Origin of the sequence: Pseudomonas sp. PB103 (assembly GCF_009764635.1) — a bacterium.
In the GTDB taxonomy this organism is placed as follows: domain Bacteria; phylum Pseudomonadota; class Gammaproteobacteria; order Pseudomonadales; family Pseudomonadaceae; genus Aquipseudomonas.
Window position 1 is genome coordinate 1 of the sequence record NZ_RWIL01000002.1, and the last position, 23,284, is coordinate 23,284.

At 60.3% G+C, this 23,284-nt stretch carries 18 protein-coding genes; 13 read left to right on the forward strand and 5 right to left on the reverse strand.

Annotated features, from left to right (window positions below; genetic code table 11):
* Positions 1-299: 299 nt before the first annotated feature.
* The 5 genes from mrdA (at position 300) to EJA70_RS00100 (ending at position 7,942) form a co-directional block, all read left to right on the forward strand.
* On the forward strand, positions 300-2,192 hold the full coding sequence (gene mrdA / locus EJA70_RS00080) for a penicillin-binding protein 2 (protein WP_008085945.1): 1,893 nt from the start codon (positions 300-302) through the stop codon (positions 2,190-2,192).
* Positions 2,193-2,360: 168 nt separating this feature from the next.
* Complete coding sequence (locus EJA70_RS00085; RefSeq protein WP_158828778.1) at positions 2,361-4,265, forward strand: sigma-54-dependent Fis family transcriptional regulator; 1,905 nt, start codon at positions 2,361-2,363, stop codon at positions 4,263-4,265.
* Positions 4,265-5,983, forward strand: coding sequence for an ABC transporter ATP-binding protein (locus EJA70_RS00090; protein WP_158828780.1), 1,719 nt, complete (start codon positions 4,265-4,267; stop codon positions 5,981-5,983). Before EJA70_RS00085 ends, EJA70_RS00090 begins: the two co-directional genes overlap by 1 nt.
* Complete coding sequence (locus EJA70_RS00095) at positions 5,973-6,650, forward strand: S8 family serine peptidase (protein WP_158828782.1); 678 nt, start codon at positions 5,973-5,975, stop codon at positions 6,648-6,650. The genes EJA70_RS00090 and EJA70_RS00095 overlap by 11 nt, the downstream gene beginning before the upstream one ends.
* Positions 6,647-7,942: a tryptophan 7-halogenase gene (locus tag EJA70_RS00100; protein WP_158828784.1), complete on the forward strand. Its 1,296-nt coding sequence runs from the start codon at positions 6,647-6,649 to the stop codon at positions 7,940-7,942. The genes EJA70_RS00095 and EJA70_RS00100 overlap by 4 nt, the downstream gene beginning before the upstream one ends.
* 134 nt (positions 7,943-8,076) lie before the next feature.
* Here EJA70_RS00100 and EJA70_RS00105 read toward each other — a convergent pair whose 3' ends face one another.
* Together EJA70_RS00105 and EJA70_RS00110 are read right to left on the reverse strand one after the other, a co-directional pair.
* Positions 8,077-9,567, reverse strand: coding sequence for an aldehyde dehydrogenase (locus tag EJA70_RS00105; RefSeq protein WP_158828786.1), 1,491 nt, complete (start codon positions 9,565-9,567; stop codon positions 8,077-8,079).
* A gap of 226 nt (positions 9,568-9,793) precedes the next feature.
* Positions 9,794-10,534 carry a hypothetical protein gene (locus EJA70_RS00110; RefSeq protein ID WP_158828788.1) on the reverse strand — a complete coding sequence of 247 codons (741 nt, stop codon included), beginning with the start codon at positions 10,532-10,534 and terminating at the stop codon, positions 9,794-9,796.
* A gap of 368 nt (positions 10,535-10,902) precedes the next feature.
* Here EJA70_RS00110 and peaA point away from each other — a divergent pair, with 368 nt between their 5' ends.
* The 4 genes from peaA to peaD all read left to right on the forward strand — a co-directional run bounded on the left by peaA (position 10,903) and on the right by peaD (position 15,469).
* The gene (gene peaA / locus EJA70_RS00115) at positions 10,903-12,483 is read left to right on the forward strand and encodes a quinohemoprotein amine dehydrogenase subunit alpha (RefSeq protein WP_158828790.1); all 1,581 of its coding nucleotides are present in this window, start codon (positions 10,903-10,905) and stop codon (positions 12,481-12,483) included.
* 82 nt (positions 12,484-12,565) lie between these two features.
* Complete coding sequence (gene peaB / locus EJA70_RS00120; RefSeq protein ID WP_158828792.1) at positions 12,566-13,996, forward strand: quinohemoprotein amine dehydrogenase maturation protein; 1,431 nt, start codon at positions 12,566-12,568, stop codon at positions 13,994-13,996.
* A gap of 1 nt (position 13,997) precedes the next feature.
* Complete coding sequence (gene qhpC, locus EJA70_RS00125; protein ID WP_158828794.1) at positions 13,998-14,321, forward strand: quinohemoprotein amine dehydrogenase subunit gamma; 324 nt, start codon at positions 13,998-14,000, stop codon at positions 14,319-14,321.
* Positions 14,322-14,350: 29 nt separating this feature from the next.
* Complete coding sequence (peaD, locus tag EJA70_RS00130) at positions 14,351-15,469, forward strand: quinohemoprotein amine dehydrogenase subunit beta (RefSeq protein ID WP_158828796.1); 1,119 nt, start codon at positions 14,351-14,353, stop codon at positions 15,467-15,469.
* Positions 15,470-15,608: 139 nt separating this feature from the next.
* Here the strand turns inward: peaD and EJA70_RS00135 are convergent, their stop codons facing one another.
* Together EJA70_RS00135 and EJA70_RS00140 are read right to left on the reverse strand one after the other, a co-directional pair.
* The gene (locus tag EJA70_RS00135; RefSeq protein ID WP_158828798.1) at positions 15,609-16,013 is read right to left on the reverse strand and encodes a lysozyme inhibitor LprI family protein; all 405 of its coding nucleotides are present in this window, start codon (positions 16,011-16,013) and stop codon (positions 15,609-15,611) included.
* 57 nt (positions 16,014-16,070) lie between these two features.
* The gene (locus EJA70_RS00140) at positions 16,071-16,991 is read right to left on the reverse strand and encodes an ADP-ribosylglycohydrolase family protein (protein WP_158828800.1); all 921 of its coding nucleotides are present in this window, start codon (positions 16,989-16,991) and stop codon (positions 16,071-16,073) included.
* Between the two features lie 186 nt (positions 16,992-17,177).
* On the opposite strand from EJA70_RS00140, the gene EJA70_RS00145 reads away from it, so the two are divergent.
* Both EJA70_RS00145 and EJA70_RS00150 read left to right on the forward strand, forming a co-directional pair.
* Positions 17,178-17,666, forward strand: coding sequence for an SRPBCC family protein (locus EJA70_RS00145; protein WP_158828802.1), 489 nt, complete (start codon positions 17,178-17,180; stop codon positions 17,664-17,666).
* Position 17,667: 1 nt separating this feature from the next.
* The gene (locus tag EJA70_RS00150) at positions 17,668-18,468 is read left to right on the forward strand and encodes an aminoglycoside phosphotransferase family protein (protein ID WP_371924486.1); all 801 of its coding nucleotides are present in this window, start codon (positions 17,668-17,670) and stop codon (positions 18,466-18,468) included.
* Positions 18,469-18,807: 339 nt separating this feature from the next.
* Here EJA70_RS00150 and acnA read toward each other — a convergent pair whose 3' ends face one another.
* Positions 18,808-21,549 carry an aconitate hydratase AcnA gene (gene acnA / locus EJA70_RS00155; RefSeq protein ID WP_158828806.1) on the reverse strand — a complete coding sequence of 914 codons (2,742 nt, stop codon included), beginning with the start codon at positions 21,547-21,549 and terminating at the stop codon, positions 18,808-18,810.
* Positions 21,550-21,770: 221 nt separating this feature from the next.
* Here acnA and rlmM point away from each other — a divergent pair, with 221 nt between their 5' ends.
* Both rlmM and tusA read left to right on the forward strand, forming a co-directional pair.
* The gene (rlmM, locus tag EJA70_RS00160; RefSeq protein ID WP_008087427.1) at positions 21,771-22,844 is read left to right on the forward strand and encodes a 23S rRNA (cytidine(2498)-2'-O)-methyltransferase RlmM; all 1,074 of its coding nucleotides are present in this window, start codon (positions 21,771-21,773) and stop codon (positions 22,842-22,844) included.
* 165 nt (positions 22,845-23,009) lie between these two features.
* Positions 23,010-23,258: a sulfurtransferase TusA gene (gene tusA / locus EJA70_RS00165; RefSeq protein ID WP_008089007.1), complete on the forward strand. Its 249-nt coding sequence runs from the start codon at positions 23,010-23,012 to the stop codon at positions 23,256-23,258.
* The last annotated feature ends 26 nt before the right edge of the window (positions 23,259-23,284 follow it).

Here is a 23,284-nt window from a genome sequence, read left to right on the forward strand (position 1 = left end):
CGAACTCAGCAGTGAAACGATGCATCGCCGATGGTAGTGTGGGGTTTCCCCATGTGAGAGTAGGTCATCGTCAAGATTAAATTCCGAAACCCCAATTGCGAAAGCAGTTGGGGTTTTGTTTTGCCCGTAAGAAAAGTTTCAGCGACCACCGAACTACCCCAGCCGTCGCAAGCATTGCCATTGGGGAAAATCGTTCTGAAGTGACCGGGCAGTTTTTGGTATGGTGCAGCTCGTTTTTTAACGGACTGATGTCATGCCCACGGATCGGCACTCATTTATGTCAAAGAGTTGCTGTAGAAATGCCTGAACCTATCCCGATCAAGGATCACGAAAAAGAGACGCGCCTGGTCAACAAACGATTGATCGCCTGCGCCTTGTTCGTCTTCGCCATCAGCTGCGCGCTGGTTGTGCGCCTGTACATCCTGCAAGTGGTGGAATTCGATTACCACTCCACTATCTCTGAAAACAACCGCGTCCACGTCCTGCCGATTACCCCGACACGCGGCCTGATCTACGACCGTAACGGCGTATTGCTCGCTGATAACCGTCCCAGTTACAACCTGACTATCACCCGTGAGCGTGCGACCGACGTCAATCAGGAGCTGGACGAGGTCATCAATCTGCTGCACCTGCCTGCTGAAGATCGTTCGGTGTTCGACAAGGCCATGAAGCAATCCCGTCATCCGTTCACGCCGGTGACGTTGTTTTATGAACTGACGGAAGAGCAGATCGCCGTATTGGCGGTCAACGAGTTTCGCTTGCCAGGCCTCGACGTCGAGCCGCAGTTCGTCCGTCACTATCCGCTTGGCGCCCATTTCGCGCATTCGATCGGTTATGTCGGCCGGATCAACGAAAAAGAATCCAAGACCCTCGACTCGGTGGAATACCGCGGCACGCAATCCATCGGCAAAACCGGTATCGAACGCTTCTATGAAGCGCAGTTACACGGCCACGTTGGATACGAAGAGGTCGAGACCAACGCTCAGGGCCGCGTCTTGCGCGTGCTCAAGCACACCGATCCGGTGCCAGGGCAAAACATTGTTCTGAGTCTCGACGTCAAACTGCAAGAAGCCGCCGAGGCCGCCCTGGGTGACCGTCGTGGCTCGGTGGTAGCGCTCGACCCCTCCACCGGCGAAGTACTGGCCATGGTCAGCAACCCCAGCTTCGACCCGAACCTGTTCGTGACCGGCATCAGCTCCAAGGAGTACTCGGCGCTGCGTGACTCCATCGACCGACCGCTGTTCAACCGCGTGCTGCGTGGCCTATATGCGCCGGGCTCGACGATCAAGCCGGAAGTGGCGATTGCCGGCCTCGATGCGGGTGTCGTCACCCCGCAGACCCGCGTCTTCGATCCGGGTTACTACCAACTCCCGGACTTCGATCACAAATACCGTAACTGGAACCACAGCGGCGACGGCTGGGTGGATATGGACGCGGCGATCATGCGTTCCAACGACACCTATTTCTACGACTTGGCCCACAAGCTCGGCATCGATCGCCTGCACGACTACATGGCCATGTTCGGGCTCGGCGAGAAAGTCTCGCTGGACATGTTCGAAGAGTCGGCGGGCCTGATGCCGTCGCAGGCATGGAAACGCGCCACCCGCCGCCAGGCATGGTTCCCGGGCGAAACCGTCATCCTCGGCATCGGCCAGGGCTACATGCAGGTCACGCCACTGCAACTGGCCCAGGCCACCGCGCTGATCGCCAACAAAGGCGTATGGAACCGTCCGCACCTGGCCAAGACTGTCGACGGCGTCGCCCCGGTCGACGAGCATCCAATGCCGAACATCCTGCTCAAGGATCCGCGTGACTGGGAGCAGGTCAATCACGGTATGCAGATGGTGATGCACGACGCACGCGGCATTGCCCGGGCGGCAGCGGCGGGCGCGCAGTACCGCATCGCCGGCAAGAGCGGTACGGCGCAGGTGGTGGCGATCAAGCAGGGCGAGCGTTACAACCGCGAGAAAACCCTCGAGCGCCACCGCGACAACGCCTTGTTCGTTGGTTTCGCACCGGCCGAGCATCCGAAGATCGCGATTTCGGTGATGATCGAAAACGGCGAGGCCGGTGGCCGTGTGGCAGGTCCGGTGGTGCGGCAGATCATGGACGCCTGGCTACTCGATCAGGACGGCCATCTCAAGCCGCAATACGCAGCGCCGACCAAAGCGCCGGGTGACCCGCACGTTTAACCGTCATTTCTGGAAGAGTGAGCTTGCCAGCGATGAACGATGACGCGATCCACCTGCCGGAACCCCAGGCGCCCTACGGTGCTTGCCATCGCCCTGACGTTAACGTAAAGATTGCCGTCAGGGCGCTGAAATACTAAAAGCGCGAAGCGGACCGCTGCGGAGCGCTTGATGACTCTTATAAAAACAACCGATCCCAAGTCTCACCACGAAGCCCGCCTCGCTCGGGAAAAATTGCATCTGGACGGTCAGGTGCCCGACGGCGTGTTGCGTGCAGAGATCGACGCTTCGTGGCGGCGCAGCCTCGGCCACGGCGTGCACTTCAACGGCAAACACGAGCTGACGCTGGAATCCAGTGCCAGCCTCGACGTGTTGCTGGCGAGCAATCGCCTGCTGATCGACGCCGCCATTCCCGCCATCGACTACCTCGCCGAGCGTCAGGGCAAGGAAGGCCTGATCATCCTCGCCAACGCCGATGCGACCATCCTCGCCGTCGAAGGCCGGGCCGACCGGCTCAAGGGCAGCGGTCTGCAAGACATCACTCTCGGCGCCTGTTGGAGCGAAGCGGCGCGTGGCACCAATGCCCTTGGCACGGCGCTGGTCGAAGCGCGACCGACGCTGATTGATTGCGGCGAACACTATCTTGATCGCCTGACGGATTTTTCCTGCACCTCGGTGCCGATCCATTGCCCGCAAGGCGAGATTCTCGGTGTCCTCGATCTGACCCGCGAAGGCCCGCTTGGCCGCGTTCACGACAGCACCGCGCTGTTGAGCCTGGCAGTCAGCCAGATCGAAAGTCGGGTGTTCAACAACAGCTTCCCGGATCAGATTGTGTTGGCGTTTCACGGTCGCCGGCAGTACTTGGAATCGCCGTGGCAAGGCTTGCTCGCGGTCAGTCTCGGCGGGCAGATTCTCGCGGTCAGCGCGCAAGCCTGTCAGTTGCTGCGGGCCGAACGTTCGGCGCTGATCGGGCGTCGCTGTGAAGAGTTTCTCGGTGTCGACGGGGTGCAACTGCTCAGCCGATTGCAGCAGGGCGGAGTCGGCAGTCTGCAAACCGCCAAAGGTGAGTTTTTCTACAAAACCCTGCGTGCGCCGGCGCGCTCGGTCAATGTTGGTGGGCCACCGCGCAGCGTGGCGAAAGCCGTCAAACCTCCGCCGGATCTTGAAGCGCTGGCGGGCAGCAATGCCCGCTACGCCCGCGCCTTGCGCATGGCGCGCCAAGGCCTGGCCAACGAGCTGCCGGTGTTGCTGCTGGGCGAAACCGGTACCGGCAAGGAAGTCATCGCCCGCGCCCTGCACATGGTCGGCAGCCGCTGCGACAAGCCCTTTGTTGCGGTAAATTGCGCCGCGATTCCCGAAGGCCTGATCGAGTCGGAACTGTTCGGCTACCGCGAAGGCGCGTTCACCGGTTCGCGGCGCGGCGGCATGATCGGTCGACTGCAACAGGCCCACGGTGGCACGTTGTTTCTCGACGAGATTGGCGACATGCCGCTGGCGTTGCAGGCGCGACTGTTGCGCGTGTTGCAGGATCGCAAAGTGGCGCCGCTGGGAGCCGGTGAAGAGCAGGACATCGACGTTGCGCTGATCTGCGCCACCCACCGCGACCTGAAAATTCTGGTTGCCGAAAAGCAGTTTCGCGAAGACCTGTTCTACCGCGTCAACGGCATCAGCGTGATGCTTCCGGCCCTGCGCGAGCGTGATGATTTCGCCGCACTGGTCAGCCGTTTACTGAGCAAACTCGACGCGCCAGATGTAAAACTGCACGACGATCTCGACCGCTTGCTCGCCGGTTATCACTGGCCGGGCAACATCCGTCAACTGGAAATGGTCCTGCGCACAGCACTGGCCATGCGCGACCCCGGTGAAACCGTGCTGACCCTCGATCACCTGCCCGACAGCATGCTCGATGAACTGAGCGCCAGCGAAAAACCGGCTGCCGGGAGGATTCGCGAGAACGAACTGGAGATGATCCGCCAGTCACTCGACACGCATCAGGGCAACGTCTCGGCCGCTGCCGACGCCCTGGGCATCAGCCGCGCGACGCTGTATCGCAAACTCAAACAGTTGCGCTCGTGATGCAGCGCCTGATCGTAAGGCTGATCGACAGCCGTGACCCGGCAGCGCTGCAAGCGGCGTTGCGCTGGCTGTACGGTTTCGTCCGTCCGCAACGTCTGGCGATCGCCGGTTTGCTCGGGCTGTCGGTGTGCGCCTCGTTGTTGGTGCTGGTGCAGCCATGGCTAGTCAAACTGCTGATCGATGATGGTCTGCTGGCGCGCAACTTTCCGATGCTGGTGACGATCGCGGTGCTGATGATCACCGCCGGGTTGCTCGGCACGGCGTTGTCGGGCATTAACCGTTATCTGCACACGCGGTTGTCCGGGCGGATTCTGTTTGCCCTGCGTGATGATCTCTATCGACACCTGCAAACACTGTCGCCGAGCTTCTATGGGCAGCGGCGCATCGGCGACCTCATGTCGCGCCTGGATGGCGACGTGGCGGAGATTCAGCGCTTCGCCGTGGACTCGCTGTTCTCCGCCGTCTCCAGTGTGATCGGGCTGGTGGTGGCGATTGCCATGCTGTTCACTCTGTCATGGAAACTCTCGCTGCTGGCGCTGGTGCTGATCCCTCTCGACGTGTTGTGGCTGCGTTGGATGCGGCGCAAGGTCGAACGCGATGTGCGGCAGTTGCGCGAGCGTTCGGCGGACATGTCCTCGTTCATGGTCGAGACCTTGCCGGTGATGAAGTTCATTCAGTCGGCGGGCCAGCAGCAGCGCGAGGCGCGGCGTCTGGAGAACCTCGGGCGGGGCTACATGAATCAATTGCTGCGTTTGCAAGTCACCGAGTTTTTTACCCAGGCAGTGCCGGGCACGCTGACGTCGTTGTCGCGTGCCTGCGCGTTTTTGATCGGCGGTTACTGGGTGGTGCAGGGCACTTGGCAACTCGGCGCGCTGATCGCGTTTTCCACCTATCTGGGCATGGCGGTCGGGCCGGTGCAGAGCTTGCTGGGCCTGTACGTGGCGATTCAACGAATGACCGTCAGCCTCGGTCGGGTGATGGAATTGCGCGGCGAAGAGCCGACGGTGCGCTCGCCGGTTTCGCCGCAACCGTTGCCGGCCTCAGGCGAGTTGCGCTTCGACGATGTGCATTTTAGCCATCCGGGGCGGCCGAGCACCTTGAGTGGCATCGAAGCGACGATTCCCTATGGCTTGAAAGTCGCCCTGAGCGGCGGCTCCGGGGTCGGCAAATCAACCCTGATCGATCTGCTGCAACGGCATCACGATCCGCAGTCGGGTCGGGTGCTGCTCGGTGAGGTCGACCTGCGCGAACTGGACCTGTTCGAGCTGCGCCGGCGCATTGCGGTGGTCAGCCAGGACATCGTGCTGTTTCGTGGCAGCCTCGCCGATAACCTCGCCTACGCCGTGCCCGATGCCAGCCGAGAGGCGATTGCCGAAGTGGCACGGCTGGCGCAACTCGGCAGCCTGATCGCCTCACTACCCGAAGGCCTCGACAGTCCGTTGGGCGAGCGCGGTCAACAGTTGTCCGGTGGGCAAAAACAGCGCATCGCGATTGCCCGGGCGCTACTGCAGGATCCTTTGATCCTGGTGCTCGACGAAGCCACTTCGGCGGTCGATGAGGCCACCGAGCGAGAAGTCATTGAAGCGATCGACCGATTGTTCGCCGGGCGCACCCGGATCCTCATCAGCCACCGACCATCGACGCTGGCCGATGCGGACCTGCGCTTTGAATTGCTTGATGGCGTACTGACTTCGAAAACGGTGCTGCATGAAGCCTGAGTTGCGCATCGGCGTGGTCGACAGTGGGCATTCGGCAGCGCAGCGCGTGCAGGTGGTGGCCGGGCAGCGGTTCTCGTTGCTCGAGGATGGTCTGGCGCAAAGCGCTTTGCGTGACGACCCACTTGGCCATGGCAGCGCCGTAATTGAAGCGATCAGCCGTCGTGCGCCAGCGGCGCAGATTTGCCTGGCGCAGGTGTTTGATCAGCGCGGCGTGACCAGTGCCTTGCAGATCGCCGCGGCGATTGACTGGCTGCTGACGCAAGACGTTCGCTTGATCAACTTGAGCCTCGGTCTGCGCCAGGATCGCAGCCTGTTGCGCGAAGCGTGCGCGGCGGCGGTTGCGCGTGGTGTTCTGCTATGTGCGTCAAGTCCTGCGCAGGGCGCGGCGGTGTTTCCGGCAAATTACCCGCAAGTGTTGCGGGTGACCGGGGATGCGCGTTGCACGGAAGAACAATGGTCATGGCTCGACAGTGCTCAGGCGGATTTCGCCGCGTGTGTGCATGGCACCTATCCGGGGCAGTCCGGGGCCAGTCTCGGTTGTGCGGCATTGAGCGGGCACATTGCCGGGTTTTTGCTGGAGCATCCTCAGGCAAGTAATTTTGAGATCGTCGAATGGTTGCGACTGAACGCCCGTTATCGCGGGCCTGAACGGCGGCTTGAACCATGACTGCCATTGTCATTCTAGGCGCAGGCCCGGCGGGGGCTGCGGTGGCTTTGGGGCTGCGGCGGCTGGGTTATGCCGTCACGATGATCAGTGAGTGGCGGCGCTTTGCTGCGTTGGAAGGCGTTTCGCAACGCGTGCTGGAAGCCCTGCGAAGTGCCGGCCTGCACCCAGCGCTGGCGCAGGCAGTATTGCCTTCGCAGCGGCAGGTGAGCTGGAACGGTCAGCAGCATGCACAGAACATCGAATTTCTATTGGATCGCCCGACGTTTGATCGCGGTTTGCGTGAGGCTTTGCGCGAGGCCGGGGCTGAGCTGAGCGAAGCGCGCGTGTTGAGTGTGCAGTCCTCGGCGAGTGGGCATCGGATCGAACTCGATGGCGGCAAAACGTTGTACGCGGATTTCCTTGTGGAGGCACGTGGGCGGCAGGCGCCGGCCATTGGCAAAGGTCTGCGGGGGCCGGAGACGGTCAGCCTGCTCAATCGCTGGCAAGGCGCGCCGGGTATCACCGCCAGCGCGGTGGAAAGTCTTGAGGATGGTTGGGCGTGGATGGCGCGCCGGGCCGATGGGCAGTGTTATTGGCAATGGACGATAGACGTGGCCAGTGCTGATTTGCCGGGTAAGGCGCAGTTGCTGGATTACTGCCGGCAACATCGGCAGGCCTCTGAGTTTGCGCAGGCGTTTTTTCGCGACTGCGTTGAAACCGACCTGCAACTCCATGCCCGTAGCAGCACTGCGATTCTGGCGGCGCAGTTGTGCGGCGACAATTGGATTCGTGTCGGCGATGCGGCGATGGCGGTGGACCCGCTGTCGGGCAACGGGATTTTCCAGTCGTTGTCCTCGGCACTGCAGGCGCCGGTGGTCATCAACACGCTGCTGAGTAAACCCGAGCGCGTGGCGCTGGCGCAACGCTTTCATCAGCAGCGGGTCGAGCAGATGTTTTTGCGTTTTGCACGCATCGGTAGGGATTTTTACGCTGATGAACAGCGCTGGACCGAGCAGCCGTTCTGGCAGGCGCGGCGGCAGTGGCCGGATGCTGAAGTTGCGCATGCCGAGGCAGATTTTTCGACGTTGCGGATTGAGCGGATGCCGGTGTTGCGTGACGGCTTTGTTGATGAGACCGAGGTGGTGATTACGGCGGATCAGCCATTGGGCATCTGGCAGGTGCAGGGGGTAGAGGTGGCGCCGCTGGTGAGCCGGTTGCGGACGGAGTCGGCGGATAAGGTGTTGGCGGGCTTGAGTGAAGAGCAGGGGCGGGTGATCAGGGGATGGTTGCTGGCTCAGGGTTTCAGGCCTTGAGATTTTCTGCGTGAGGACTGGCCTCATCGCGGGCAAGCCGCTCCCACAGTCTCCGCGTGCTGCATAAATTCTGCGAACGCCGATAAACCTGTGGGAGCGGGCTTGCCCGCGATGAGGCCCTTGATGGCGCCGCCTTACAACTTGATCAACACCGACTTCAGCTCGGTGTAATGCTCAATCGCCGCATACCCCATTTCCCGGCCAACCCCGGACATCTTGTACCCGCCAAACGGCAGCGCCGGGTCCAGCGCGCTGTGGCAATTGACCCACACCGACCCCGATTTGATTCGCGGAATCATTCGGTGCACCGCCGCCAGATCATTCGACCAGATACTCGCGCCCAAGCCGTACGGACTGTCATTGGCCATGCGCAACGCATCGGCCTCGTCGTCAAACGGAATCGCCACCAGCACCGGGCCAAAAATCTCTTCCTGCACCAGTGAATGCTTTTGATCGACATCGACGATCACCGTCGGTTTGACAAAAAAGCCAGGCCCGAACTGCTCGCCACCGCAGGCGATGGTCGCGCCACTTTCGCGACCCATTTCGATGTAGTTGTAGACGCGTTCCTGCTGACGCGCGGAAATCAGCGGGCCCATTTCCACGCTCGGATCAAGGCCGTTGCCCAGCTTCATGGCGTTGGCGATGTCGCTGATATCGGCGACGACATTGTCGAAATGCCTGCGCTGCACATACAACCTGGAACCGGCGCAGCAGACCTGGCCCTGATTGAAGAAAATCGCGCTGGCGGCACCGGCTGCGGCGGTTTTCAGGTCGGCGTCGGCCATGACGATGGTCGGCGATTTGCCGCCCAGCTCGAGAGTCACGCGGGTCATCGAATCCATGGCGATCTTGCCGATCTGCTTGCCGACAGCAGTGGAGCCGGTGAAGGTCAATTTGTCGACCAAAGGGTTGTGCGTCAACGCCGAACCAGCGGTGATCCCCGTGCCGGTGACCACATTGAACACGCCCTCGGGGTAGCCTGCTTCAAGCACCAGTTCGGCCAGTTTCAGTGCGGTCAGCGGCGTTTCATCCGCCGGTTTGAGCACTACGGTGCAGCCGGTGGCCAGCGCCGGGCCGAGTTTCCAGCACGCCAGCAGTAGCGGGAAGTTCCAGGCAACGATGGCGCCGACCACACCGACCGCTTCACGGCGGATGAAGCTGTGGAACTGATCATCGGGCATCAGCGGTAGCGACACCTCAACGCTGGAACCTTCGATCTTGGTCGCCCAACCGGCCATGTAACGCAGAAAATCGATGGCCAGTTGCACGTCCATCAATTGCGCCACCGCTGCACTTTTGCCGTTGTTCAGACATTCCAGTTGCGCGAGCAGTTCGGCGTCGCGCTGCATCAGGTCGGCGAGTTTCCACAACAGGTTCTGCCGCTCGCGCGGGCGGGTGCGGCTCCAGGCGGAATCATCGAAGGCCTGACGTGCGGCGAGCACCGCGCGGTCGACATCGTCCGGCGTGGCGCGCGGCACCACGCACAACACTTCGCCGGTGGCCGGATTGTGCAGGGGCATGGTCTGGCCATCAGCGGCCTCGACCCAATCGCCACCAATCAGCATGCGCGGGGCGCGCTGAATAAATTCAGAGGTGGCGGGGAGCAGATACGGGAGGGACATGGCAAAGCCTCTTGTTGTTCGTGAGAACGAGACTTTCGCAATGGCTGTGCCAACTGCCCGACAAGGCCTTTCGGCCCCGTGTTGACGGGTGTTGCACGCAACCCCGGGCGGGTGAACGCTGCGGCTTTGTCGCAAATCGCGACGTAGAATGAGACGTCAGCGACGGGTGTCTAGCCCCGGCCGAATGACGCGACCGGAGCATGTTCGAATGTTGTGCTATCGACAATCAGACCTTTTCATCGATTCTTTTAGCGTTGAAGGCGGCCTCGCGGGCGGCGACGATCAGGGCATTCGATGCCGGTGTTCCCAGTTCACCTTTACGCCACAACTGATGAGAGAACAGCCCGTCGATGGCTTCAGCGCTTGGCGCGTTGCCCTTGGGTATAAACAGGGCTGCCAGATCAATGGTGTTGGCGAAGTTTTCTTTGGTCAGGTTGTACTTGCCCAGGTGGCTGCCGCCCCAGCCGGCATCGGCCGCAACCAGTTCGATGGATGTGTCGCGGTAACTGTTCGCCGCGGTTTTCAATGCGCCTGAGGCATTGAGCAGTGCGTTCAGTTGATCCATGTCCGAAGCGCTCAGTTCACTGTCGGGGTTCAGTGCCTTGAGGCTGCCATCGGCTTCAACGGTAAAGCCGAATTTTTTGTTGGCCAGGTCCGGAAAGGTATCGCTCAAGGCTGACTTGAATTCCTCGAACGCCATTTTCAGCGATTCAAAAGCGTTTCTGTGCTGCTCGGCGATTTGCGGGAAGTCAGCGGCCTGGGAGCGGCCGATAAAGACATTGACGGCTTCCAGGATCGGGCTGACTGCCTGGGCGTCATCGCTGGGATGGTAAACCGCCGCCGGATTGAGGTTGACCGAGGTTTTTTGCAGGTCTTCGCTGAGCGACTTCGTCGTCAACGTTTGCGCGGTTTTTTTAAGCTCCGCGGCTGATGGCTGGATAAAGGCAGAGTTAAAAGAGATTGCCATGTCGTCATTCCCTGATCGTTGGTTGTAAGCCATTTATCGGCGACCCGCACCCCGTCTTAAGTCATTGCGCGACATTAGACGTTACTGAATGTGTCAGAAAGCATGCATAAGTGTCGCCACCTATGCTTGTCTCAGACTGCAACAGTTGTCGCGAAATTGGACGCCCGCGCCTTGTGTCAAGGACGGTAAAGGGTAGTGAGGAGCGCGTAACGATTTGATTTAAAAGCTTATCGGCAAGCTGGCACGCTCCGTGTATTGCTCATCGCAGACGTTTCTCTTGCCTCCGCCTGCGTACCAGCGCCGACGGCAGAAACCATAAAAACGATAAGCCACAACAATAAGAAAGCACCGCGCGAGGTTCGACGTTGATGAAGAGAAGACTCCGATCAGGCATGAGCGCCAGCCTGCTGGCCGTGGCCGCTTGCGTGGCCCTGCATTCGCCGCACAGCCTGGCTGCCCGCGATGCCCAGACCATCCTTAAAGAGACCTGTCAGGGCTGTCACACGCCTGAGGCCGACAGCGCCCTGAGCCGCATCAGCCACCAGCGCAAAACTCCGGAAGGCTGGCTGATGAGTATCGCCCGCATGCAGACCATGCACGGTCTGCAGATCAGCGATGACGACCGCCGCACCCTGGTCAAATACCTGGCTGACACCCAAGGCCTGGCACCAAGTGAAACCGATGGTGTGCGTTATGCGCTGGAACGCCGGTTGAACACGGTCGAGCAGTTCGATGAGAAAACCAGCCAGATGTGCGGCCGCTGCCACTCCGGCGCGCGGGTTGCGTTGCAACGGCGTCCGGCGCAGGAGTGGGAACGTTTGGTCAACTTCCATCTCGGCCAATGGCCGTCGCTGGAATATCAGGCGCTGGCGCGTGATCGCGACTGGTTCGATATCGCCCGCAAAGAGATGGTGCCGCTGCTGGCCAAGCGTTATCCGCTGGACAACCCGGCATGGCAGAAGTGGCTGAAAACCGCGCCGAAAGCCCAAGCGTTGGTGGGGGACTGGAGCTTCAGCGGTCACCTGCCGGGTAAGGGTGAACTGGCCGGTGTGATGAGCGTGACCGCCGATGGCAACGACACCTTCAAAGTCGGCGTCAAAGGCCAATATGCCGATGGCAGCGCCTTCAATGGCGACGGCAGCGCGATCCTCTACAGCGGCTACGAATGGCGCGGCAATGTCACCGTCGACGGCGTAACCATGCGCCAGGTGTTCGCCGCCCAAGGCAATGCCATGCAGGGGCGCATGTTCGACGCCGAGCACGATGAACGCGGTCTCGACTTCGTCGCCGCCAAACAAGGCTCGCAGCGGTTACTCGCCGTGCAGCCGGGTTACGTGAAGGCCGGCAGCGAAACCGAAGTAACGCTGATCGGCAGCGGTCTGAGCGGTAAGCCGAACTTCGGCAAAGGCGTTGAAGTGGTCGAGGTGCTCGAGCAAAACGCTGAGCGCATCAAGGTCAAAGTCAAAGCCGCTGCCAATGCCAAACCCGGTCTGCGCGCCGTCACCATTGGTGCGTTGAAAGGCCCGAGCTTGTCGGTCTACAGCAAGATTGCCTCGGTCAAAGTGGTGCCGGAATTCTCCGTGGCGCGCATCGGCGAGGGCGGTGGTTCGACGCCGAAAGTCCACGGCCGTTTCGACGCCGAAGCCTGGGGCAAGGGCGCCGATGGCAAGCCGTATCGCATCGGCGTGTTCCCGGCGCAGTGGAAGGTCGAAGCCTTCGACGACCGTGCCAAAGAGGACGAAGACGTCAAGTTCGCCGGCACCATGCAGGCCGACGCGGGTGTGTTCACACCGGGCGATGCCGGGCCGAATCCAGCGCGCAAAATGTCCACCAACAATGCCGGCAACCTCAAGGTCATCGCCGCCGTCGACGATGCGGGGAAATCCCTCACCGGCGAAGGCCATCTGATCGTCACCGTGCAACGCTGGAACAACCCACCCATTCCTTGAGTTGCCTTGAACGGACACGCTTCAGACACTTTTTGGAATGACCGCAAGCCTCGCCAAGCGGGGCCTGCACAGGAGGTTTGCAATGGGCGCTATCTTGAATCTGGTCGAACGTAATCTGCACGAAGTACACGTCGACGCTGACCGCATGCTGTTCCACATACCCAGCAGTTCGCTGTTTGCCAGCGATGAACTGACCGGCACCATCATCGACACGTTGCGCGGCCCCGGCTGTTCTTCGGAAGACCTGATCGAGCGCCTCGCCGCACGTTTCAATGGTGAGGAAATCAATGAGACCCTGCGCGAGCTGATCTCGCTGGAACTGGTCAGCGATGGCTCGCCACTGACCCCGGACATCGCGGTCAAACGCGTCGAGCGCACGGCGATCAACACCGTGGTGCTCAACGTCAACACCGGCTGCAACCTGAGCTGCACCTATTGCTATAAGGAAGACCTCGACAAACCGTCCGCCGGCAAGAAAATGGACGTCGAAACCGCCATCGCTTCGGTGGAAATGCTTCTGCGTGAATCGCCGGATGAAGAGCGTTTCACCGTGGTGTTTTTCGGTGGTGAACCGCTGAGCAATCGCAAGCTGATCGAGTACATGGTCGACTATTGCGAGAAGCGTTTCAGCGAGGCGGGCAAGTTTGTCGAATTCGTCATGACCACCAACGCAACGCTGCTGACCGAAGACACCGTCGATTACCTCAACGCCCACCGTTTTGGTTTGTCGGTGAGCATCGACGGGCCGAAAACCGTGCACGACCGCAACCGCATCACCGTGGGCGGGCAGGGCACCTACGACGTGGTGCGGCGCAAGGCCGAGATGCTCTTGTCGCGCTACAACAGCCGTCCGGTTGGTGCGCGCGTGACGCTGACCACCGGCGTCACCGACGTCGAAACCATTTGGGATCACCTGTTCAACGAGCTGGGTTTTGCCGAGGTTGGTTTTGCCCCGGTCACGTCCGGTGATATCAGCAGCTTCAACCTCAGCAGTGACGAACTGATCGAAGTGTTTGCCAGCATGAAACGCCTCGGCCGACGTTATCTGGAAGCGGCGCTGGAGCACCGCAACATCGGCTTTTCCAACCTGCACCAGTTGATCACCGACATCCACGAAGGCCACAAAAAGGCCCTGCCGTGCGGGGCGGGGCTGAAGATGCTGGCGGTCGATCACAAGGGCGAACTTAACCTGTGCCACCGCTTTACCGGCTCAACGCTGCCGACTTTCGGCAATGTGCACAGCGGCGTGAAGCAGGTCGAGTTGAACGACTTTCTGTCCCAGCGTCTGGATCGCACCAACACCGGTTGTGAGGATTGCCAGATCCGCAACCTTTGCTCCGGCGGTTGCTACCACGAGAGTTACGCACGCTACGGCGACCCGACTCACCCGACGTATCACTACTGCGAACTGATGCGTGACTGGGTCGACTTTGGCATCGAGGTCTACACCCGGATCATGGCCAATAACCCTGCGTTTATCAGCAGCTACATCACTCCGCGCAAGGCTCACTGATATGAAACATCTCAAGGCAATCAATAACAAAGCGTTGAAGCTCGATCAGGCCGCGGCGCAAAACCGCATCGAAGAAGTGGTGGCGATGAGTTCGGTGGCGGGCTGCGCATCGACCACTGACCCGGGTTGGGAAATCGATGCGTTTGGCGGCGTGTCGTCGCTGTGCCAGCCGATGGAAGCAGACCTCTATGGTTGCTCCGACCCGTGCTGGTGGCCGGCGCAGGTGCCGGACATGATGAGCACCTACCCGGACTGGAACAAGGATGCCCAGGCGTCCAACGACAACTGGCGCAACCTCGGCACGGTCTTCCCGAAAGACAAGTGATCGCCCCGGACAAGAAGAAGGATTCCAGTATGCGTAGCACCAAAGCCTGCGGCCTGGCCGCGTTCGCCGCGCTGAGCGTCTGCTCGTTCAGTGTTCTGGCCGATGAAAACACCGCGCTGCAAGACGGTCACGAATACATGGTGACCACCAATTACCCGAACAACCTGCATGTTCTCGATCTGGCCACTGACAGCCTGTACAAGACCTGCAAGATGCCCGACGCCTTCGGCCCCGGCACCGTGCAGCTGTCGCCGGATCGCAAGACTGCGTATGTGTTGAACAACCATTACGCCGATGTTTACGGTGTCGAGTTGGACAGCTGCAAACAGGTGTTCCACGCCAGCATCACCCAGCAACCGGGAGAGAAGGCGCGCTCGATGTTTGCGTTTACCATCAGCCATGATGGCAAGGAGCTGTACACCATTGCTAACCCGACACAGATGCTCAACGACCGTTATGAGGTGAAACAGCCGCGTCTGGATGTCTACGCGACCGATGCCGGGATGAGCGCCAAGCCTGTGCGCAGTTTTCCGGCGCCGCGCCAATTGACCATCATGCAAAGTGGCGATGACGGCACGCTCTATGTCGCTGGCGCCGATGTGTATAAGGTCGATGTGCAGAACGGCAAGTTCGATGTGCTGATCCCCAGTCGTCACTGGAAACGCGCGAACTACAGCGCGCCGGACGTGCTGTATGTGTGGAACCAGCAGACGTATCGCCATGACTTCTCGCTGCTCTACACCGCAGCAAAATTCAAGGACAAGAAGCAGGACCCGGCGACCGCCGAGTATCTGTACGGGCTGTTCAGCATCGACCTGAAAACCGGCAAGACCGAGACCACCGATTTCGGCCCGTTGACCGAAATCTACTTCAGCGGCATGCGCTCACCGAAGGACCCGAATCTGATGTTCGGGGTGCTCAACCGCTTGGCCAAGTACGACATCAAGCAGAAAAAGCTGATCCAGGCGGCGACGCTGGAACATTCCTACTACTGCATTTCGTTCAACAAGGACGGCAGCAAGATCTATCTGGCCGGGACGTTCAATGACGTGGCGATTTTTGATGCCGAGACGATGAAACAGGTCGGGAGCATCAAGTTGCCTGGGGGGGATATGGCGATCACCACGGCGCAGATTTTTGTCCGGTAAGTCGCGGTGTCGGGGCTGACGCCATCGCTGGCAAGCCAGGTCCCACAGGGGCTCGGTGGTTCACACAATAATTGGAATCACTGAAATACCTGTGGGAGCTGGCTTGCCAGCGATGAGGCCCTGAAAGGCTGCGAAAAACTCAGGCCCCGGGCACCGGGCAACTCATGTCACCTTCCTCACACTTCAAATACTGTTTCAGCGCCTCAACCCGCACCTTGGTCACCCCGGTCAGGCAACTGCTGTAAACCCACGGATACACACTCCCGCCCGTCACCGTTGACGATGAAAACTTGCACTCGGCATCACGAAATCCGACCCACGCCCGCTGCGCACTGACCAGCAGCTTCTTGCCGTCCGGGTTGTCCTTCAAGCGCCCGGTGATCTGCTGATACAGCGTGTTCAATTCCTTGTCCGCTGCTTTGAAGTCTTGCCCGGCGCACTGGTTCATCGTCGCCTGATCGCTGGCGTTGGCGCAGTCGACGGCAGCGTGGGCGAAAGGCATGAACAGCAGTGGCGACAGGGCCAGGAGCGAACGTGGGGACATGGGGGATTCTCTCTATGTCGAAAGGAAGTGCCAGGCAGTGTAGCGAATCAGCCGCCGCTATTCAGGGACGCGCAATCTGGAGGCCTCAAGCAGACGATCTGCAGTCGCCGCAATTTCGGCGCCGTCATGCAACCTGTCCAGCCAGTGCTCGGGGATACCACGGACGCCGTAATAAGCGCCAGCCAGTTGACCGGTGATTGCGGCGGTGGTGTCGGCGTCATCGCCCAGATTGGCGGCCAAGAGGATTGCGGCGGCGAAACTGTCGGTCTGCTGAAAGCACCACAGCGCCGCTTCCAGCGACTGCACGCTGTAACCGCTGCCTTTGATGTCCGCTTCGGACTTGCCGAGGTAATCCCCGCGAGCAATGGCCGCGACTTTGGGTTGTGAGAAATTCGCAGAGGGCAGTTGGCGCAACTCTGCCTTGGTTGCGCCTTCAAGCGCTCTGGCGATCAGCCCGGCCAGCAATTGGCAGCACTCGATGGCCTCAGGGGCGGCGTGGGTGGTTCGCGAACTGTCGGCGGCGAACTGGCGGATCTGCCGGGCGTCGGGAAAGTAGTACAAGACCACCGGCACCAGGCGCATCAGCGAACCGTTGCCGGCGCTGTAGGGGTCGGTCGAGCCGGCGAAGGGCTCTGCGGTTTGCTGGTAATGCGCGAGCGCCTGACTGACGGTCATGCCGATGTCGAAACACTCACCGGTCGAACTCAGATAACCCCACTGCCACCAGTTGAGGTAACGGCCCATCTGATCGACGGCATTGAAGCCGTTTTTGCTCAGCAGGCTTTCCGCCAGGCACAGCGCCATCGAGGTGTCATCGGTCCATTGCCCTGGCTTGAGGTGGAACGGGCCGCCACCGACCATATCGGTCAATGGTTGGAATGATCCCCGCGGCTTGAACTCTACTGTAGTGCCGACCGCGTCACCGCAGGCCAGGCCGAGCAGGGCGCCGCGATAACGTTCGGCGAGGGAGGGCAGCATGGGTCGTCCTTGTCTGGTTCGATTTCGCTGGAAAAGGTAACAGTTTCGCTGCTTGAACGGGGGCTGAATCCATTCATTCAGCGGTGCGCAAATGCAGCCGGATGTTTCTCTTTTGCACCGGTTTGATACAACTTCACATTGGACATGTGGTCATACAGGCCTAGTGTTCAAAACAGGAGGTGACGTATGAAACCAGTACCCAATAGTTTCGAACGCAAAATCACGCTCAAGGCACCGCGCTCGCATGTCTGGCGTGCATTGGTCGATGCCGAGGCGTTCGGCCAGTGGTTCGGCGTGGCGCTGGAGGGCAGGCGATTCATTGCGGGCGAATGGACGCAAGGGCAAGTCACCTATCCCGGTTATGAACACGTGCTGTGGAATGTGCTGATCGAGCGGGTCGAGCCGCAGCAGTTGTTTTCGTTTCGCTGGCATCCGTATGCGGTCAATCCGAAGATCGACTATTCCAAAGAGCCGACCACGCTGGTCAAGTTCGAATTACAGGATTACGAAGGCGGCACACTGCTCAAGGTGTCCGAGTCAGGCTTCGCGCATATCCCCGATGTTCGCCAGAAAGAGGCTTATTTTATGGACAGCCGAGGCTGGGAGGAGCAACTGAACCGGCTCGAACAGTTTCTCGCCGAGAGCGCCAAGGCCCGTGAGCGTGACGGTGGCTGATATTTTCGAAGCCTGGCTGAAACGCTGGTCACTGCTGCCGGACGGCGCACCCATCATCACGCCGGGCAGCCATCTGCTGCCGGTACGCCAGGGGGATACCCCAGCGATGCTCAAAGTGGCGATGGATATCGACGAGCAGCACGGCAACCGGTTGATGGCCTGGTGGAACGGCGACGGTGCCGCGCAGGTGCTGGCGCATCACGAGCATGGCTTGCTGATGGCGCGCGCCATGGGGCGGCGTTCGCTGATGCACATGGCGCTGAATGGCGAGGACGACGAGGCCAGCCGGATTTTGTGTGCAGCGCTGGCGCGCTTGCATGCACAGCGTGAAACACCGCCTCCGCCGCTGGTTGAGTTGAGCCCCTGGTTTGCCTCCCTGCGCAGCGCGGCGGCGCAGCATGGCGGCCTCTATGCACTGAGCCTGCAAACCGCTGAACACTTGCTCGCCAACCCGCAGGATGTGGTGGTACTGCATGGTGATATGCACCACGACAACGTACTGGATTTCGGCGCGTGCGGCTGGCTGGCCATCGACCCGAAACGGGTCAGGGGCGAGCGCGGTTTTGATTACGCCAACCTGATCTGCAATCCGGACCTGTCGACTGCCACTGATCCCCAGCGTTTTCGCCGGCAACTCGAAGTGATCAGCGAAGCCGCCGGACTCGATCGCCGAAGACTGCTGCAATGGGTGCTGGCGTTCGCCGGTTTGTCTGCAGCGTGGTTTCTGGAGGATGACGCCCTGGAACAGGCCTCAGGGCAGCTGAAAGTCGCGCAGATCGCGGCGTCCATGCTCGATGCCTGACAGGCCTAGGGGTTTTCGGAAGGTCTTCTATGGCGAATGTCTTACACGCGATGGTAGCTATGTCGACTATTGCTGATTGGATCCGACACGTAATCTACACCCATCAACTGAGACACAGGGAGTGTTTCAGGATCACGGATGATCGACCATATGCAAGGATCGCTGCCGACAGGGAGTCGATAATGGTCTTGGGAAAAACCCGCTTCGGCGGGTTTTTTTTCGCCCAGAGAAAAGTACACCCAGCTGTAGGAGCTGCCGCAGGCTGCGATCTTTTGATCTTGTTTTTAAGATCAGGATCAGAAGATCGCAGCCTGCGGCAGCTCCTACAGGGTGAATGCGTTATGAGGCGATCAGCTGGCGCAGGACGTAATGCAAGATCCCGCCCGACTTGAAGTACTCCACCTCGTTCAACGTGTCGATCCGGCACAGCACTTCGATTTTCTCCTGACGCCCATCCTCACGGCTGATCACCAGCGGCAAGTTCATCCGTGGGGTCAGTTCGACTCCGGTCAAACCCTGGATCTCGAAAGTCTCCTTGCCGGTCAGGTTGAGGCTCTTGCGGTTCTGATCGAGCTTGAACTGCAGCGGCAACACGCCCATGCCCACCAGGTTGGAACGGTGAATCCGCTCAAAACTCTCGGCGATCACCGCTTTCACGCCCAGCAAATTGGTGCCCTTGGCCGCCCAGTCACGGCTGGAACCGGTGCCGTATTCCTGCCCGGCAACCACCACCAGCGGCGTGCCCGATTGCTGATATTTCATGGCCGCGTCGTAGATCGCCAGTTTTTCGCCGGTCGGCATGTAAATCGTGTTACCACCTTCCTCGCCGCCGAGCATTTCGTTACGAATACGGATGTTGGCGAACGTGCCGCGCATCATCACTTCGTGGTTGCCGCGCCGTGAGCCGTAAGAGTTGAAGTCCCGTGGTTCCACGCCTTTTTCGCGCAAGTAACGCCCGGCCGGGCTGTCAGCCTTGATGTTGCCGGCGGGGGAGATGTGGTCAGTGGTCACCGAATCGCCGAGCAAGGCCAGAACCCGCGCGCCTGTGACATCTTTGATTTGCGGCAACGGCCCGGAAATATCGTCGAAAAACGGTGGGTGCTGAATGTAAGTGGAGTCGTCCTGCCACACATAAGTCGCCGCTTGCGGCACCTCGATGGCCTGCCACTGTTCATCGCCAGCGAACACCTCGGCGTATTCCTTGTGAAACATCGCCGTGCTGACCTGATTCACCGCATCGGCGATCTCTTTACTCGATGGCCAGATATCGCGCAGATACACCGGATTGCCTTGCTTGTCCTCGCCCAGCGGTTCACTGCTGATGTCGCTGCGTACGCTGCCAGCCAAGGCATACGCGACCACCAGCGGCGGTGAGGCCAGCCAGTTGGTTTTCACCAGTGGATGCACACGGCCTTCAAAGTTGCGGTTGCCGGACAGCACCGACGCCACGGTGAGGTCGGCTTTCTGAATGGCTTTTTCGATCGGCTCGGGCAGCGGCCCGGAGTTGCCGATGCAGGTGGTGCAGCCATAACCGACCAATGAAAAACCGAGCTGGTCGAGGTATTGCGTCAATCCTGCAGCCTTGTAGTAATCGGTCACCACTTTCGAGCCCGGTGCCAGTGAACTCTTTACCCACGGCTTGCGCGTCAGGCCTTTCTCCACGGCTTTTTTCGCCAACAGACCTGCCGCCATCATCACACTCGGGTTGGAGGTGTTGGTGCAGGAAGTGATGGCGGCGATGACCACGGCGCCGTTTTTCAGGCGATAGGTGTGGCCTTCGTATTCGTATTCGGTTTCGCCGACCAGATCGGCATTACCCACGGCGACGCCGCCACCGCCCTCACTTTCCAGGCGTCCTTCTTCTTTGCTGGTGGGTTTGAATTGCAGGTCGATGAAGTCGCTGAAGGCTTGCGGCACATTCGGCAGCGACACGCGATCCTGCGGGCGTTTTGGCCCGGCCAGGCTCGCTTCGACGCTGCCCATGTCCAGCGCCAGGCTATCGGTGAACACCGGTTCCTGACCGGGCAAACGCCACAGGCCTTGAGCCTTGGTGTAGGCCTCGACCAGTTTCACCGTTTCTGGCGGGCGACCCGACAGGCGCAGGTATTCCAGCGTCACGTCGTCGACCGGGAAGAAACCGCACGTCGCGCCGTATTCCGGGGCCATGTTGGCGATAGTTGCGCGATCAGCCAGTGGCAGATCGGCGAGGCCGTCACCGTAGAACTCGACGAATTTGCCCACCACGCCTTTCTTGCGCAGCATCTGCGTAACCGTCAGCACCAGGTCGGTGGCGGTGATGCCTTCCTTGAGTTTGCCGGTGAGTTTGAAACCGATCACTTCCGGAATCAGCATCGACACCGGTTGCCCGAGCATCGCCGCTTCCGCCTCGATCCCGCCGACGCCCCAGCCGAGTACGCCGAGGCCGTTGATCATGGTGGTGTGGGAGTCGGTGCCGACCAATGTGTCCGGGAAGGCATAGGTGCGGCCGTCTTCATCCTTTGTCCACACGGTGCGGCCGAGGTATTCAAGGTTGACCTGATGGCAAATGCCGGTGCCCGGCGGTACGACGCTGAAGTTATCGAAGGCGCTCTGGCCCCAACGCAGGAAGGCATAACGTTCGCCGTTACGCTGCATTTCGATGTCGACGTTTTGCTCGAAAGCGCTGGGCGTGGCGAACTTGTCGACCATCACCGAATGGTCTATCACCAGATCCACCGGTGACAGCGGGTTGATCCGTTGCGGGTCACCGCCGGCCTTGGCCATCGCCGCGCGCATGGCAGCGAGGTCGACCACGGCGGGCACCCCGGTAAAGTCTTGCATCAAGACGCGGGCCGGGCGGTACTGGATTTCCCGATCGGAGCGACGCTCCTTGAGCCACGCGGCAATCGCCTTGAGGTCAGCGCCGGTGACGGTTTTTTCATCTTCCCAGCGCAGCAGGTTTTCCAGCAGGACTTTCAGCGACATTGGCAGCTTGTCGAGATCGCCCAGGCTTTTGGCGGCATCCGGCAGGCTGAAATAATGGTAGGTCTTGTCGTCGATTTGCAGTGTTTTAAGGGTCTTCAGACTATCGAGGGACGGCATTACGATCACTCCTTTGAATCCGCACGGCTACGGATCGGGGGACGAATAGAGCTTTAAACCTAGCCCTGTTTTAGGTAGCTGGCTAATAACTGGACTCTATGAGCGGAACCAAGGTTCCGACATCGGCTATCATGCGCCGGTTTTCGTGACAGGCTTTGCTGCAACGCAAGGTCTGGACATCGCGCAGGGGCCGAATGATCGCCCGCTGCCCAGGAGTAAGAATGAACACCCTATTCATGCATTGCCGGCCAGGTTTCGAAGGCGAAGTCTGTTCGGAGATTTCCGACCTCGCCGCCCAACTCAACGTGGCTGGCTACGCCAAGGCCAAAGCGGCCACCGCCTGCGCCGAGTTTGTCTGCACCGAAGAAGACGGCGCCGAGCGTCTGATGCGCGGTCAGCGTTTTGCCGAACTGATCTTCCCGCGCCAATGGGCGCGCGGCGTCTTCATTGATCTGCCGGAAACCGACCGCATCAGCGTGATCCTCGCGCACATGGCCGAGTTCCCGGTGTGCGGCAGCCTGTGGCTGGAAGTCGTCGACACCAATGACGGCAAGGAACTGTCGAACTTCTGCAAGAAATTCGAAGGCCCGCTGCGCAAGGCGCTCACCGGCGCCGGCAAACTGGTCGATGACGCCAGCAAGCCGCGTCTGCTGCTGACGTTCAAAAGTGGTCGTGAAGTGTTTCTCGGTATGGCTGACGCGGGTAACTCGGCGATGTGGCCAATGGGCATTCCGCGCCTGAAGTTTCCGCGCGAAGCGCCGAGCCGCTCGACCTTGAAGCTGGAAGAGGCGTGGCACCACTTCATCCCGCGTGATCAGTGGGAAGACCGCCTGCACAGCGACATGACCGGCGTTGACCTTGGCGCCGCACCGGGCGGCTGGACCTGGCAATTGGTCAATCGCGGCATGCTGGTGACCGCGATCGACAACGGCCCGATGGCGGAAAGCCTGATGGACACCGGTCTGGTGCAGCACTTGATGGCGGACGGTTTTACCTTCAAGCCCAAGCAACCGGTGGACTGGATGGTCTGCGACATCGTCGAGAAGCCGGCGCGCAACGCGGCGATGCTCGAAGAGTGGATTGGTGAGGGGCATTGCCGCGAGGCAGTGGTCAATCTGAAGTTGCCGATGAAGCAGCGTTATGCCGAAGTGAAGCGCTTGCTCGAACGTATTGCCGATGGCTTCAAGGCGCGCGGGATCAAAGTCGATATCGGCTGCAAACAGCTCTATCACGACCGCGAGGAAGTGACCTGCCACCTGCGCCGACACGATATCAAAAAAACAAAATCCCGCTAAAACACTGCAAAACCCTGTAGGAGCTGCCGCAGGCTGCGATCTTTTGATGTTGTCTTTCTGAAAGATCAAGATCAAAAGATCGCAGCCTTCGGCAGCTCCTACAGGGGAGTGTGGTGTAACGCCCCGGCAATGCGCGACAATGCCGGCCAGTTTCAGGAGTGAATCATGAGTGAAATGATCGATACCCCGGTCGACGGCACGCTCGATGCCACCGGCCTTAATTGCCCGGAACCGGTGATGATGCTGCACCAGCACATCCGTGACCTGGTGCCCGGCGGCCTGCTCAAGGTGATCGCCACCGACCCGTCGACCCGCCGCGACATTCCCAAGTTCTGTGTGTTTCTCGACCACGAACTGGTGGGCCAGCACGAAGAGGCCGGGACTTATCTGTACTGGATTCGCAAAAAGTCCTGAGTCAGGGCAAAAAAAGACCTGCATTT